This is a genomic window from Acinetobacter genomosp. 33YU, from assembly GCF_001990725.1.
GTDB classification, from domain to species: Bacteria; Pseudomonadota; Gammaproteobacteria; order Pseudomonadales; family Moraxellaceae; genus Acinetobacter; species Acinetobacter seifertii.
This window is the reverse complement of record NZ_LFZQ01000002.1, coordinates 140,973-156,037: the sequence shown is the minus strand read 5'-3', so window position 1 is coordinate 156,037 and position 15,065 is coordinate 140,973. Positions and strand designations below refer to the sequence as shown.

The 15,065-nt window shown below is 40.7% G+C and carries 10 protein-coding genes and 2 pseudogenes; 3 read left to right on the top strand and 9 right to left on the bottom strand.

The window, feature by feature from the left end; translation table 11 throughout:
* Positions 1–242: 242 nt before the first annotated feature.
* On the top strand, positions 243–4,100 hold the full coding sequence (gene hrpA / locus AC056_RS01950) for an ATP-dependent RNA helicase HrpA (protein ID WP_077162576.1): 3,858 nt from the start codon (positions 243–245) through the stop codon (positions 4,098–4,100).
* A gap of 95 nt (positions 4,101–4,195) precedes the next feature.
* The gene (locus tag AC056_RS01945; protein ID WP_039250692.1) at positions 4,196–5,302 is read left to right on the top strand and encodes a beta-ketoacyl-ACP synthase III; all 1,107 of its coding nucleotides are present in this window, start codon (positions 4,196–4,198) and stop codon (positions 5,300–5,302) included.
* 104 nt (positions 5,303–5,406) lie between these two features.
* Here AC056_RS01945 and AC056_RS01940 read toward each other — a convergent pair whose 3' ends face one another.
* The 6 genes and pseudogenes from AC056_RS01940 to benB all read right to left on the bottom strand — a co-directional run.
* Complete coding sequence (locus AC056_RS01940) at positions 5,407–6,669, bottom strand: OprD family outer membrane porin (RefSeq protein WP_077162575.1); 1,263 nt, start codon at positions 6,667–6,669, stop codon at positions 5,407–5,409.
* A 44-nt stretch (positions 6,670–6,713) separates the two neighbouring features.
* A complete protein-coding gene (locus tag AC056_RS01935) occupies positions 6,714–8,072 on the bottom strand; it encodes an aromatic acid/H+ symport family MFS transporter (protein ID WP_077162574.1) in 1,359 nt (452 codons plus the stop codon).
* 479 nt (positions 8,073–8,551) lie between these two features.
* A complete protein-coding gene (benE, locus tag AC056_RS01930) occupies positions 8,552–9,745 on the bottom strand; it encodes a benzoate/H(+) symporter BenE (protein WP_077162573.1) in 1,194 nt (397 codons plus the stop codon).
* 57 nt (positions 9,746–9,802) lie between these two features.
* Positions 9,803–10,588: a 1,6-dihydroxycyclohexa-2,4-diene-1-carboxylate dehydrogenase gene (locus AC056_RS01925; protein WP_077162572.1), complete on the bottom strand. Its 786-nt coding sequence runs from the start codon at positions 10,586–10,588 to the stop codon at positions 9,803–9,805.
* 21 nt (positions 10,589–10,609) lie between these two features.
* On the bottom strand, positions 10,610–11,626 hold the full coding sequence (gene benC / locus AC056_RS01920; protein WP_077162571.1) for a benzoate 1,2-dioxygenase electron transfer component BenC: 1,017 nt from the start codon (positions 11,624–11,626) through the stop codon (positions 10,610–10,612).
* Positions 11,627–11,678: 52 nt separating this feature from the next.
* A pseudogene (gene benB, locus AC056_RS01915) lies at positions 11,679–12,087 on the bottom strand (benzoate 1,2-dioxygenase small subunit); the annotation flags it as partial.
* Here benB and AC056_RS01910 point away from each other — a divergent pair.
* Positions 12,080–12,505, top strand: a pseudogene (locus tag AC056_RS01910) (LysR substrate-binding domain-containing protein); the annotation flags it as partial. The pseudogenes benB and AC056_RS01910 overlap by 8 nt on opposite strands.
* A 48-nt stretch (positions 12,506–12,553) precedes the next feature.
* Here the strand turns inward: AC056_RS01910 and AC056_RS01905 are convergent.
* The 3 genes from AC056_RS01905 to AC056_RS01895 form a co-directional block, all read right to left on the bottom strand.
* Positions 12,554–13,435, bottom strand: a complete 882-nt coding sequence (locus AC056_RS01905) for a SphA family protein (RefSeq protein ID WP_077162570.1) — start codon at positions 13,433–13,435, stop codon at positions 12,554–12,556.
* 184 nt (positions 13,436–13,619) lie between these two features.
* Entirely contained in the window at positions 13,620–14,681 is a 1,062-nt protein-coding gene (locus AC056_RS01900; RefSeq protein WP_077162569.1) for an NADH:ubiquinone reductase (Na(+)-transporting) subunit F, read from the bottom strand.
* A 14-nt stretch (positions 14,682–14,695) separates the two neighbouring features.
* Positions 14,696–15,058, bottom strand: a complete 363-nt coding sequence (locus tag AC056_RS01895) for a phenol hydroxylase subunit P4 (RefSeq protein ID WP_005132745.1) — start codon at positions 15,056–15,058, stop codon at positions 14,696–14,698.
* Positions 15,059–15,065 lie beyond the last annotated feature (7 nt).

Genomic DNA, 15,065 nt, shown 5'->3' with positions numbered 1-15,065 from the left:
GAATAAGTGATAAATTTACGATTTTTAAGTCCCCAAACACTGTATTCGATTTGACTGCAAAAACATGTAAATCAAATGACAGTTATCGTAAAAGAAACTTGCATAACAACATGAAGTCTAGCGAGACAAAATTCAAGGGTAAAATTTTAAAAAATTAAAAATATATAAAAAACCAACTGTTTTACCTGAAGAGCATTAAAGCGTAAAATAGCGGATTGTTGAATTTTCAGGAAAATTTATCTGTGCTGAATGGTTTAAATATAGATCAATGGGTGATGGCGAGAGATCGTTACCGTTTAAATCGTTTGCGTAAAGATAAAAAAGCCGATACTTCAGAGATTGAAAAATTATTTGAACAGTCTAATGCAAAAGTTAGACAGCGTTTTGAACGTCTACCTAAAATTAAACTGAATCAGGATTTACCTGTTTCTCAATATGCAGACCGTTTAATTGAAGCGATTCAAAAGCATCAAGTTATTATTGTGGCAGGTGAAACAGGTTCGGGTAAAACTACCCAACTTCCTCAAATTGCTATGTTAGCGGGTCGTGGTTTAACGGGCATGATTGGTCATACCCAGCCACGTCGTTTAGCTGCACGTAGTGTGTCGCAGCGTATTGCAGAAGAAGTCGGCGAAAAGCTTGGTGAATCGATTGGTTTTAAAATTCGTTTTAATGAACAAGGCTCGCAAGATTCGATTGTACGTTTAATGACCGACGGTATTTTGCTTGCCGAGTTAGGCAATGACCGTTTTTTATCTAAATATGACACGATCATTATTGATGAAGCGCATGAACGCTCACTCAATATCGATTTTATTATGGGTTATTTAAAGCAGTTACTGCCAAAGCGCCCAGATCTAAAAGTGATTGTGACTTCGGCAACTTTAGATGTAAATCGCTTTAGTAACTACTTTAATAATGCACCAGTTTTTGAAGTAGAAGGTCGTAGCTACCCAGTTGAAGTACGTTATCGCCCAATTTCAGAGATGAATATTGGTGGTAGTGATGATGACGAGTTCGATGATTTTGAGGAAAACCTTCCTCGCGCAGTGGTACAAGCTGTAGAAGAATGTTTTGCCGATGCCGAAGAAAAAGGCCATCCTGAACATGCCGATATTCTGATTTTCTCAAGCACAGAACAAGAAATTCGTGAGTTGCAGGAAACCTTACAAAAGTACGGGCCAAGACACACCGAAATTTTACCGTTGTATGCACGTTTAGCTGTTTCTGAACAACAAAAGATTTTTAGTCCGGGTGGAAAAGGCCGTCGTATTATTATTGCGACCAACGTGGCCGAAACTGCACTGACGGTTCCAAATATTCGTTATGTAATCGACAGTGGTTTTGCACGTATATCGCGTTATAACTACCGTTCACGCGTACAACGCTTACCAATTGAAGCAATTTCTCAAGCTGCTGCCAATCAGCGTAAAGGGCGTTGTGGTCGTATTGCTCCGGGTGTGTGTATTCGTTTATATAGCGAAGAAGACTTTTTAAGTCGTCCTGAGTTTACCGAGCCTGAAATTAAACGAACCAACTTGGCTTCGGTTATTTTGCAAATGCAAAGTTTAGGGTTAGGTGAGCTAGAAAACTTCGATTTTATTGAGCCGCCAGATTTCCGCCTTGTAAATGACGGTCGAAAACTACTCATCGAGTTAGGAGCACTTAACGAGAAGAAAAATGAGCTGACTAAAGTCGGGCAAATGATGGCACGTATGCCAATTGACCCACGACTCGCGCGCATGATTGTGGGCGGTGCTCATTTCGGTGTGCTTAAAGAAATTTTAGTGGTTGTCAGTGCGCTTGCAGTGCAAGACCCACGTGAACGTCCAGCAGATAAACAGATGCAGGCTGACCAAAAGCATGCACTATTCAAAGAAGCAGATTCAGACTTTCTGTTTTATTTAAAACTTTGGGAGACTTTAAATCCTAAAGGTGAAGCAGGCATGTCTGAAAATAAACGTCGCCAGTTTGCCAAGCAGCACTTCTTAAGCTGGTTACGTTTACGCGAATGGAAACAGACACATAAACAATTGGTTGAGTTAGCTGAAGGTTTAAAACTAAGTTTTAATGAAAAACCTGCGAACTATGAGAACCTGCACCGTGCGTTGCTGACAGGTTTATTGTCTTTTATTGCCAATAAAACTGATGAACGTAATATCTTTATGGCGGTGCGTCAGCAAAAGGCGAAAGTCTTTCCTGCCAGTACTTTGCACAAAACCAATACTGCTTGGGTGATGGCTTTTGAGATGGTCGAAACCTCTCAAGTTTACTTACGTACTTTAGCCAAAATTGATCCTGAATGGATTTTGCTTGCTGCACGTGACTTATTGAAATATCACTATTTTGAGCCGCACTGGTCTAAGAAAGCTGGGATTGTAAATGCGTATGCTCAAATTTCGCTGTTTGGTTTAATTATTGAACCAAAGCGCTTAATTAATTTTGAGAAAGTTGACCAGCCTGCTGCTCATGAAATTTTCTTACGTGATGCATTAACCACAGGTAACTTAGGTACAGTTCCGCCATTTTTAAAACACAATTTACTTAAACTTGAAGAAGTTGAACGAGTTGAAGATAAATTGCGTCGCCGTGATTTGGTAGTGGATGAAGAAACGATTTATCAGTTCTATGCTTCTAAAATTCCTGAAGAAATTGCAAGTCGAAGTAGTTTTGAAGACTGGCGTGCAACGGTTGAAGCAAAAAATCCACGTTATTTATTTGTAGAAGATGATGCACTTTGGCTCAATGACCGTCCAACAACACAGCAATTCCCAGATCATTTGCATAATGGGCAGCTACGTTTAGCAACGACTTATCGTTTTGACCCAAGCCATGATGAAGATGGTGCAACGGTTCAAATTCCGGTACAAGCTCTTCCTCAGGTCGATGAAAACATCTGGTCTTGGGGTATTCCGGGTTGGCGTTTAGATTTAATCGAAGCACTACTAAAAGCTTTACCAAAAGACAAACGTCGTAGTGTAGTGCCTATTCCTGACACAGCTCGTAAACTCATGCAGGGTATCGATGCTGTACATTTGCGTCAGCATATTTTTAGTTATTTAGCTTTTGCTTTACGTGGTGAGCAAATTACTGAAAAAGATTTTTCGTTTGAACGTATTGATCCATATTTGGTGCCTTTCATTAAGGTGATTGATGAAAAAGGTAAGCTGATTGCCAAAGGCCGTGATTTACCCGAGTTAAAAGCACGTTGTCGTGTAGAAACGCATCGTCCAGTGAAACAGCAAAAAGGCGAGTTTAAAGATTTTCCTGAGAACTTTACTTTTGAGGCTTCTCATAAAGTCACGGGTGTTGTTGTTAAACAATTTCAGGCTTTAGTTCCGACCAAGGCTTTTGCTGACCTCGAAGCTAAAGATGAGTCAGGCATTGTTATTCAAACGTTTAACGATCAAGCTGAGGCGATTAAACAGCATCGTGAAGGGATTATTCGTCTAGTACATATGCAACTGGGTGACTTGGTTCGTCAGTTGAAAAAGCAGATTTCAAAACCGCTCGCACTGGCTTATTCACCTTTAGGCGATAAAGCCAAGCTTGAGCAGATGTTGGTCTATGCAACATTGCAGATGGCAATTACAACTTTGCCAATTAATGCTGATGAATTTAATAAACTGCTTGAGCAAGTTAAAAAGCAATTTTTGAGTTATGGTCAGCAAGCACTTGAGCAATTAAGTGATATTTACATTCAATGGCAGCAAATCCGTCGTCAGCTTTTAGTGCTTGATGCAGGGGTGTTTGGGCGTAGTATTGATGATATTGAAGATCAGTTAGATCTCATGTCACTTGGCAATTTTGTTTACTGCCAACCGGTCGATCTTTGGCAGGAATATCCGCGTTATTTAAAAGCGCTGCTATTGCGTTTAGATCGATTGCCAAATAATCTACAGCGAGATCATGCCGCTATTGATGATGTCGATCCATGGATGGACAAGGTATTTAAATTCAAAAACGATCCAAGAATCAAAGAATTGTATTTGATGTTGGAAGAATTTCGCATTTCTTTATTTTCTCAGCCGATGAAAACCAAGATGCCTATTTCGCCAACTCGACTGCAAAAGTTATGGGATCGTTTGGGAATCAGTTAAGATAGATCGGGGTTTGTTTATGCGTTTGTTTAGCCTACAACGCAATTTATAAATGAAAGATTAACAGACCCTATTCATTTTTTTAGGAGTTTTACATGGGCATTCGTATCACAGGTACTGGGTTATTTCACCCAACAGAAATCATTTCTAATGAAGAACTGGCCGACAGTTTAAATGCTTATGTGGAACAATATAACCAAGAGAATGCAGAGAAAATTGCAGCAGGTGAACTCGAAGAATTACGTGGTTCTAGTGCTGAATTTATTGAAAAAGCGTCTGGTATTAAGCGCCGTTACGTGATTGAGAAATCAGGTATTCTCGATCCAACACGTTTACGTCCTCGTTTGTCTGAACGTTCAAATGATGAACTTTCACTTCAAGCAGAGTGGGGTGTGATCGCTGCAAAGCAGGCAATGGAAAATGCAGGCGTAACTGCTGAAGATATTGATGTTGTAATTTTGGCATGTTCAAACATGCAGCGTGCTTATCCAGCAGTTGCAATTGAAATTCAGTCAGCACTTGGCATTCAAGGTTATGCCTACGACATGAACGTTGCATGTTCAGCTGCCACTTTTGGTTTGAAACAAGCGGCTGATGCAATTCGTTCAGGTGCTCGCCGTGTTTTATTGGTAAATGTCGAGATTACTTCTGGTCATCTAGACTACCGTAACCGTGATTGTCACTTTATTTTTGGTGATGTTGCAACGGCTTCTATTATTGAAGAAACCACTACTAAAACTGGTTTTGAAATTTTAGATATTCATTTATTTACTCAATTTTCAAACAACATTCGCAATAACTTCGGTTTCTTAAACCGCAGCGAAGATGCGGTAGTTGATGACAAGTTATTCCGTCAAGATGGCCGCAAAGTATTTAAAGATGTTTGTCCGTTAGTGGCAAAAATCATTAATGCGCAGTTGGAAAAAATGCAGTTAACTGCAAACGATATTAAGCGTTTCTGGTTACATCAAGCCAATGCCAACATGAATGAACTAATCTTGAAATATGTGGCTGGTAAAGATGCAGATCTAAGCCGTGCCCCAATTATTCTGGATGAGTTTGCGAATACTTCTTCAGCAGGTGTGATTATTGCTTTACACCGTACAGGCCACGAAGTGAATGATGGTGAATATGGCGTGATTTCATCTTTCGGTGCTGGTTATTCAGTAGGTTCGATTGTTGTTCAAAAGCACGTTGCTTAATTAAGTTACTAGATTAATTAAAAACGCTCGTAAGAGCGTTTTTTTTTAGGTCGAAAATAATGAAGCGAGCCAAAAGTGGCCCGCTTCATTTGAATCAAAAATAATTAAAACTTTTTAGTGTAGTTTACAAACAAGCGGTCTTCACCAAAGTCATTGCCATGTTTAACATTGTAATCAATCCGAATGTATTGCATAGCAACACCTTTTAAGAACGGCTGCTGAAATGCGTAGTTTAAAATCACATTCGACTCAGTTTCATGGTTTTTCTCGCCATTGGCTGCTCTAAAATCATTTCCGTAAACATATTTCACCATCGCGTTTAAGCCCGGAACGTAATCTTTAAAGTCGTAGCCGTACATAACGTGGTAAGACTTTTCTTCTTTTTTAAAGAATCCCGTGGCATTCCAGTTAATGAAATAAGTCTCTGGTAAAAAGCCATCCGGTAAGGGATAGGCTGACTCGCCGATAATTTGCTGGTAACCCAAACCAAAGGTATGATTTTTTACTTTAAGTGTTTCTAATACTCCAATATTTTGCGCATCGATATCAAAAGTATTGCCGTCATTTTTTGCATTGAAGTACTTAAACTTAGAAGTAAGCGCAAAGTTAGGTTGTTTCCAATTGTGCTCAAGACCAACATAGTGCTTGTTGTAGAGGTCTTCTAAATTACCAAAGTAATATTCACCCTTGAGTGACGGCGTAAATTGATAGCGCAGGTCAATGTAATTTAAACCATCAGATTCTTTGGTAATGCCATTTGAAGTGAACGAAAACTTTTTAAAATCTTCTTCATTTCGGGGAGATACTTTTTCCACTCGGCCAATTTCAGCATAGAGCTGATCTGAAAGTTGCGACTTAAGATTGGTTCCCCAATAAGAGGCAAGTAATTGTCGGCTTGCATCTACAGCCGTTACAGGTAGGTCTAACCAGAGTTCACCGACACTTAAAAGGGTTTTGTCATAACCCAGTTTTAAAGTGGCACCGTATTTTAAAAAGTCAGATGCTTGAGATTGTGTTTCCTTGTTAAAAGGTAAAACCGTGTCCGCAACATGTTTGTCTGAACTTAAGCGCACAGCGTATTGAACAGAAGCATCGGCCCCAATCGTAATGGGTTTATCTGCAATTTGCAGTGGGGTGTCATGCATTTTCGATTTATAAAATAATGATGCTGCCTGAGACCAACTGCCCGTATCTTTGAGGGCATCATTATCAAAATTACGGTTGATATATGCGTTTTTTAAAGTGAACTTCCATTCATCTTCACTTTGTTGAGCTGTATCTGCTGCCCATAAACTTGAGCTAGTCAATAAACCTAATAATGTAGCTATTGCTAAATTACATGGTCTAAAACGGTGTAATAATTCCATAATCCATTTCCAAAAAGATGCGCCAGTCCTCGACGCATGTATTTTTACTGCTGGGGAAGCGTGTTTTGAGAGTTAAAAGTTGATGGCGTTTGTGCAGCAACAGAGGCATTTAGATTGACCATAAATATTGCAAGTGCAGCAATCACACCTGGAATTACAATCGCTAAGAAATTCATTTGGTGAGGAAGCTCAAGTGTGAGTAGGGCTCCTGTTAAAACTGGTCCAATAATCGCACCGATACGACCAATGCCAGATGCCCAGCCCATGCCAGTTGAACGAAGTGCCGTCGGATAGAACTGTGCAACGAAGGTATAGAGTAAGATTTGCGAACCAATTGTGGCGGCACCAGCAATCGCAATCAGGCTATATAAAATAAATTGTGGGCTATTGATGCCAAGCAGAATTAAAGCTGCTGATCCCACAATAAACATGATTGTAATAACAGGTTTTAAATGAAATCTGTCTGCTAAAGCACCGCCGCCAATTGCACCGACCATGCCGCCAATATTGAGTGCAAACAGGAATAACATGCTTGCACCTAACGAATAGCCCGCTTGCAGCATGAGTTTAGGTAACCAGCTTCCTAAGGCATACACCATGAGTAAGCACATAAAGAAAGCAATCCAGAACATAAATGTGCTGAAAGTACGACCTTGCTGGAAAAGCGCACGGACAGGTGCATCTGTTGTGGTGCTTTCGTTTAACAGCAGTTGTGTATTGGCGTTTACCTGCGTTTCTGGCGCAATTTTACTAACAATACCTTTCGCCTGTTCGCTATGGTTCGATTTCACTAAAAAGGCGAGAGACTCTGGCAAAAATTTCCAGATGAGTGGGAGTAGTAAAAGAGGAATACCCGCAATTAAAAACATGATTTGCCAGCCCATGTCTTTTACGAGCCATGCACCGAGTAGTGCTGATGTCATACCACCAATTGCATAACCACTAAACATGATTGCCACTAATGTACTGCGGATTTTTTTTGGTGCGTATTCGGTCATAAGCGCAACGATGTTTGGCATAACGCCACCAATACCAAGACCTGCAATAAAGCGCAAAATAGCAAACTCAGTTGGTCCTTTTGCAAAGGCACCGATAAAGGTAAATCCGCTAAATAAGGTGACACAAATCAGAATGGTTTTTTTACGCCCCAGTTTGTCTGAAAGTGTACCGAAAATCATGGCACCAAACATCATCCCGAATAGAGCAGCACTGGCGAGTAAACCAGCTTCTACCGCAGTTAATGACCATTGTTGCATTAACAGAGGAAGAGCAACCCCATAAATAACTAAATCATATCCATCAAAAATAATAATAAGTAGGCACCAGATTAAAACTTTCCAATGAAAAGATGTAAAACTGGCTTTATCAATTAAATCATTAATATTAACCTTGCTCGTATCCATTTTCTTCACCTCCCATTTGTGAAGCATCGCGTTATTTTTTAATAAACTATTTTGTTATTGGATTAGAGTCAAAAACCTAATTGATATATCTTTATGTCTTTAAGGTATTGTGCCTTTATTGATTTAATTATTTGAAAAATATGTATTTATTTTTATTGTTTTAACTGGTTTTGTTGTGTCTTTAAAATGGGGTTAAATATTGTATGATGAGAATTTTAAGGATTTTATAGATGTTTTTTTATATATTTTATTGATGAGAATCACAGCTAAAAATATCGTTAAATTTATATTATGAGTTGAAGTGAAAATATAAAAACAAAATACTAAAGTCTATTATTTAATTATTTTAGAAATTGATCTTAAAAATGAAATTTAATTTATATTCAATAAAAAATGCCAAATCAGAATTAGCAAATTATTTGCATGCTGATGTGGCGATTGAGGGTTTGATTTTAGTGGTGGGTGCTTAGATAAAAAACTTAATTTGTGGCTGGCGTTGAGCGGGGGGTGAGAATGAAATGGGCGATTACACCAATACAAATACCCCAAAAAACTGAGCTTAATCCAAGGAAATGCATGCCTGATGCTGTCGCTAAAAAGGTAATAAGTGCAGCATCACGTTGACTGTCATTCTTCATGGCAACAGAAATATTGGTGGCAATAGCACCTAGCAAAGCTAAACCTGCCAGTGCTGCAACTAATTCTTTCGGAAGCAAGCTAAATAGCATGACAATACTGCCAGCAAATAAGCCACCTAAAATATAAAAAATTCCGTTGGCGATTCCTGCGATGTAGCGTTTTTCTTTCAGTTCATGTGCATCTTTGCCCATACATAAAGCTGCGGTAATTGAGGCAAGCACAATCGTAATACCGCCGACACAGGCAACAGCTAAAGAGGCAATACTGGTGACGGTAATAATGGGTTTGGCTGGGGTGTCGTAACCGCTGAGTTTCATAATCGCTATACCCGGTAAAAACTGACCAGTCAGACTGACTAAAATCAGGGGAACAGCGAGGTTGAGTGTTGAGTTCCATGTCCATTCTGGGCTAATCCACTGTGGAATCGCTAAACTAAAACTCACATCAACCGGATTCATTTTGCCTAAAAAGAGGCTTAATAAAACTCCGGCAGCTAACACCCAAATCATGGTGTAGCGCGGCATTAAACGTTTGGCAATTAAAAAGACAATGAGCATGCTAAAAACAATAAAAGGCATACTATCAGACGCGGTAAATAGACCAATACCAAATTGAAAAAGAATACCTGCCATCATGCCCGCAGCAACATCTTGGGGAATCCACTTCAGTAACTTGTCGAAGTAACCTGTAATACCAATTAAAAAAATAGCAATGGCAGAAGTAATATAGGCGGCTACTGCTTCATTCAACGAGACATTGGGAAATAGGGTAACTAACAGGGCAGTACCCGGTGCAGACCATGCAGTTATGACAGGCGTTTTATATTTAATTGAAAGATAAATACCTGAAACGGCGGCACCAATTGAGATTCCCCAAATCCATGACACCATCATGTCGGTGGAAACATCGGCACGCTGAGCAGCTTGGAAAAAAATAATCAGTGGGCCTGAGTAAGAAATTAAAACCGCAAGAAAGCCAGCAACTGTTGCTGATATGGACCAGTCATTTTTTAATGTCTTTAACAGGGTTGCCATGTGTGATTGCCTCCATGCAAATCATATTATTTACCCAATCATGTAAAAAGATCAGGGTTAACCCTGATCTCCACCTCCGACCGAAATAACCGAGCCAGTCATATAGGATGCTTCGTCTGATGCAAGAAATAAAATTGCATTGACTTGTTCTTGAATTGTGCCATAACGGCCCATAAATGTTCGATCTATGGTTTGATCAACCACTTGCTGCATCCAGTCTTTTTCATTTTGACTTAACGGATCGGCATTGCGTGGTACTTTCCGAGGCGGTGCTTCGGTTCCACCAGTCGCAACGGCATTGACTCGAATTCCATCTTTGGCATGTTCAAAAGCAAGCGATGCCGTTAGGGCATTTACCCCACCTTTAGATGCAGAGTAGGGAATACGGTTAATTCCCCGGGTGGCAATTGAAGATACATTTACAATCACACCCGATTGTTGCTTAATCATAGCGGGTAACACAGCGCGGCAGCACCATAACGTTGGAAACAACGAGCGATTCACTTCCTTAATGATCTCTTCTTCAGAGAACTCTTCAAAAGGTTTCATCCAGATCGCGCCACCCACATTATTAATCAGGATATCTACCCGACCGTAGCGTTCAATGGCTTTTGCAACAACTGCTTGTGCACCTGCGTAGGTTTCAAGGTCAGCATTAATCGTAACAGCATCACCACCCGCACTCTGAATTTCTTTGAGAACCTCTTCAACATATTCAGAGCGGTCAGCCATGATAACTTGCCCACCTTCAGCCGCGACTTGTAATGCCACGCCACGACCAATACCTTGGGCACTACCCGTAACAATCACGACTTTATTAGTAAATCTTTGACGGTTTGACATAGATAACTTCTCCACCTTGAATTAGTTTGCAGAGAATTTTTCAAACAAGAAATTAGCAGGTTTGATATTTTCAGTTTCTAACCAGCCACGTACCGCTTCTACCATTGGCACTGGGCCACATAGGTAAACATCGACGTCGCCACCGTTTAACCATTCACTTTCAATATGACCAGTCACATAGCCTTTGCGTTCATGGTTACTCTCAGGGCTTGCGACCACAGTTCGATATTCAAACCATGGGAATTTCGCCTGCAACTCGTTGAGCTTTTCTAAAGCAACCAAATCAAAGTCATTGGTGACACCAAAAACCAAGCGAACAGGTTGTTCTGAACCTTTCTCTTCGAGTACTTGTAGCATTGACATAAATGGGGCAATACCAGTACCGCCTGCCAGCATAAGCACTGGACGCACTACATTACGCAAATAGAAGCTACCGAATGGTCCGGTAAAAGTCATTTTGTCGCCAGCTTTGGCATTCTTACTTAAGAATTCGCTCATTTTGCCATTCGGTACATTACGTACCACAAAGCCCGTTAAGCGATTGCCTGGTTTTGAGCTAAATGAATATGAACGGGTTTCGCCAGTTTCTGGAATGGCAACATTCACATACTGACCTGCGAGAAAATGAATATCCGGTTGGCCTTCATCAAGTTGAATATCAAAAGTGATGGTTGAGTCTGATAAATTTTCAACCCGGGCTAAGGTACCTTGGAAGCTATGAATTTCTGTTTTGCAGACATCTGATGAGGCTTGAATCTGAAATACGGCATCTGAAGTTGGGCGACATTGGCAAGCAAGAATATAGCCTTGCTCAGCTTCTTCTGGTGTTAATGCATCTTCAATATAGCTTTCTTCCGGCATGTCATAACTACCGGACTCGCAAAATGCGCGGCAAGTTCCACATGCACCATCACGACAATCCAAAGGAATATTAATTTTTTGGCGATAGGCTGCGTCAGATAGGGTTTCGCCTTGAGCTACGTTAATGAAACGTGTAACACCATCTTCAAATTGAAGTGCAACATTGTGGTTTGACATGGCATGTATCCTACAAAATATTTGAAACTTTTACCCTCAGCCAACAGTCCGGTTAACTGAGGGGGTATGTCTTAAAGGTGGTAAATATCAATCACTTGATTGATATAGTCGTTTTTCAAAACGACATACTTACTCAAGATTTTTGGTTGATCACCTGAAAAATCGATCACATAACGTGACATACCGAAATAGCTGTAATTTGTCTTGTAACGGAAACTCAAGGTATTCCAGTTAAAGCGGACAGTAACTTTGTCGCCGTCGCGTTCTACGACTTCAACGTTGGTAATATTGTGGCTTGTGCGTGTGTCCGGCATGGTTGCAGATGAGCGTTCAGTTTTGATACGGAACACACGATCTTCTAAACCTTGACGGTCTGGATAATAAATAAGTGAAATTTCAGATTGCGGATCTTCAGTTAATCTATCGTCGTCGTCCCAAGCTGGCATCCAGAAAGAAGCTTCATATCTGGCCGATCTCATTGATGAAAAGATGTTTATGTATCCCACTTCGCCAAAGCCTAATTTTTCGACCCAGCTTTTAAATATTTTTGCCGAGCATAGTTTGGTTCCAAAAAATATGCATGAAATACGGGAAATTCAGCTGGCGTTGGGCTTGGTGGCAGCGGGTGAAGGTTTGTGTATTATTCCTGCCAGTGCCGATACCATTCGTTTTCCTCATTTAAATTACATTCCGATTTTAGATAACGGCGCAGTCAGTCCGATTTTCATTACGGCACGCGCAATGGACCGAAGTGAAGATTTACAGCTTTTATTTGATTGTATTTATCAGGTGTATGATCTTGAAGGGATACCTTATCAACGGACGGTTTTCACGCTCGATCAGAACCCGATAGATGATTCAAACGGCATCGACTTTTAAATAAAGCAGGGCATAGCCTCAAAAGCTGAAGCTATGCGTTGATGTGTTTTAGAAAGCCCAAATTAGTTTTAGCCAGCTGGTATGTCCTTCAGGACGATATTCGACTTCGGTTTCTTTTAAAAATTTGGCTTCAATAGACCAGTTTTTATCGGCATATTGAATACCTGGCCCAATTGCAAAAGCCTGTCCTTTAAAACCAATGTCATTTCCGTTTACTTTGTCATCTGTGGTTTGTTTAAAAGCATAGCCTTCAACTGCAACTTTGAGTTTGGGATTAATGCGGTAACCTAAGCTATAGTCACCCGCAATGTATTGTCCAGACTGGTATTCGGTCGCGTCGTTACGTGTATTCCAGCTATAAGACAGTTTAGTTGAAAGGTCTAAACCTGCTGCGTTGGCATAACTATAGGCAAGAATAGGTCGAATGGTGTGATAGTTTTTCCCGAGATTGGCTTCAATTGGATTTGTCGTACTTGGAGTGTCGTATTCACCTGTCCCAAGTACGGTTTCTAGGGCTGCAATCCAGTGATGATTTCCTTGATGCCAGCTGAGCATACCACCCAAAATCAAGTCTCCAAGTCCTTGGTTTGAGTCAGCCATCCCATTTACTTTAAGCCGTAGATCAACCAATGGCTGGGCTGCATAAAACCCGAGTTGTCCATCCATAATTTTTTGATCGGTCATCCAGACCAACCGCGGAACCACGGCGTTGACATCAACATGGAACTGATCGGGACCATTTTGAAACTCTGAAGCGTGATAATTTTGATAATAACTAAGTAAGTAGATACCAGCAGGTGGTAAGGCACCCGCCATCATACCTTCGGCACCTAATGCAAAAGAGTCTGAGCCATTTTCTGTCGCAAATGCAGAGGGAAGGTAAAGGGCGCTGATTACACCACATATGATTGCAGCAATTTTGTTATTCATAGAATGTCCTATTCTGTGTTGTTTGGCTTGTCACTAAAAAACGTTATTCCTTAACGATTTTTAAAAATCTGAGTCTGTTTAACCTAAAAATTTGGGATGCAGAACTCCTGTGAGCTTTGTATTTGCTCTCTAAATTACAAATACAAAGCTCATTTGAAAAAGTGGATTGTTGAATGATTGATCTTTAAATATGTTTGAATAAAGCCGAACGTGACTGTCCGGCAGCACCATCGGCTGCACTTAAGAAACGTTCAGTGTGAATGTCTCTTTCGAATAAGCGACTTTGCATGAGTGTTGAAATTGCAGAGTCGATCATGATGGGTGGGCCGCACAAATACGCTTTGTGCCCGCCACATCGATTTTCAAAGTAATCGGCAACAGCCTCGTGCACAAATCCGGTAAATCCAGTCCATTCGTCTTCTTGTTTTGGTGCATTGAGAGCAGGGATATAGCGGAAGTTCGGATAGTCTTTTACGAGCTGTTCAAACAATTCTCGGTTGTATAGCTCTGCCAAGTCTCGTGCTCCTTGGAAGAGGTAAATCGTGCGACTATCTCCAGACTCAAGCAAATCTAAAATCATCGATTGTGGACTTGAAAGACCTGAACCACCTGCAATGAAAATGGCATTTTGATCATCTGACTTGCGTACAAAAAATTGACCATAAGGGCCTGAAATATCAAGCTGATCACCTGTGGCAAGTTGTTCATGTACATAAGTCGTCGCTGCACCGCCTTCAACTTTACGAATATGCAGCTCAACAATGCCGACTTCACTTGGCGCATTGGCAATTGAAAACGCTCGAGTTCCTTCAATATCTGGGAACTGGACATTGATATATTGGCCAGCTTGGAATTCGATTGGCCGATCTAGTTGTAGTCGGATTCCTTTAATGGTTGGCGACAGGTCTTTTATTTCAATGACGGTCGCTTGATAGTCTTGAACCAAATGACCTAAGAAATCTGGATCTTCATCAACATCGGCTTCAATGACCATATCGGATTGTGGTTTGCAGCAACAGGCAAGCACCTTATTTTCATCACGTTCAATATCCATGAGCGCAAATGGAGAGGCTTCACCAACATCGTAAAAACCGTCGCTGACTTGAACCTTGCATGTCCCGCAAGTGCCATGTCCACAGGCAAAGGGCAACCAAACGCCTTGACGTAGGGCGGCATCTAAAATGGTTTGGTCTTCTTCTACTTCAATCGTTGTTCCGATCGGTTCAATGGTGACTTGATAACTCATGACACACCTCCGAATTAAACGTAGCTGTCGTTATAGCCATTTAACTCTGGCGTAACGAAACGAAGTAATGACTTATGCCCAAAACCAAGCTCTGCCAAAGTTTTTGTACTCTCAGGGCTAATTGTTTGACCATCTAAGGTGTATTGCACTTTTGACCAATCAATTTTGGCAAAATCTGGATGCTGAGCAAAACCACCTGTAATTTGTTGCTCAATCAACTGTCCCAAAGTTTGTTGTGGTGAGGCAAGCATGGCATGTGCCGAGCAAAAAAGTGTGTGATGATCCCAACCTACGTAAAGTAAGAATTGATCGCCATAATTTTTTTGCAGATCAAGCGGTTCAAATTGATAGTTGTTGTGTATCGCGCGAACAGTCATGTTCAAT

Bases quoted from the DNA above. Each gene is read 5' to 3' on its own strand.
- AC056_RS01940 (WP_077162575.1), bottom strand. From the start codon at position 6,669: ATGGAATTATTACACCGTTTTAGACCATGTAATTTAGCAATAGCTACA.
- AC056_RS01935 (WP_077162574.1), bottom strand. From the start codon at position 8,072: ATGGATACGAGCAAGGTTAATATTAATGATTTAATTGATAAAGCCAGT.
- AC056_RS01905 (WP_077162570.1), bottom strand. From the start codon at position 13,435: ATGAATAACAAAATTGCTGCAATCATATGTGGTGTAATCAGCGCCCTT.
- AC056_RS01900 (WP_077162569.1), bottom strand. From the start codon at position 14,681: ATGAGTTATCAAGTCACCATTGAACCGATCGGAACAACGATTGAAGTA.
- benE (WP_077162573.1), bottom strand. From the start codon at position 9,745: ATGGCAACCCTGTTAAAGACATTAAAAAATGACTGGTCCATATCAGCA.
- AC056_RS01945 (WP_039250692.1), top strand. From the start codon at position 4,196: ATGGGCATTCGTATCACAGGTACTGGGTTATTTCACCCAACAGAAATC.
- benC (WP_077162571.1), bottom strand. From the start codon at position 11,626: ATGTCAAACCACAATGTTGCACTTCAATTTGAAGATGGTGTTACACGT.
- AC056_RS01895 (WP_005132745.1), bottom strand. From the start codon at position 15,058: ATGACTGTTCGCGCGATACACAACAACTATCAATTTGAACCGCTTGAT.
- AC056_RS01925 (WP_077162572.1), bottom strand. From the start codon at position 10,588: ATGTCAAACCGTCAAAGATTTACTAATAAAGTCGTGATTGTTACGGGT.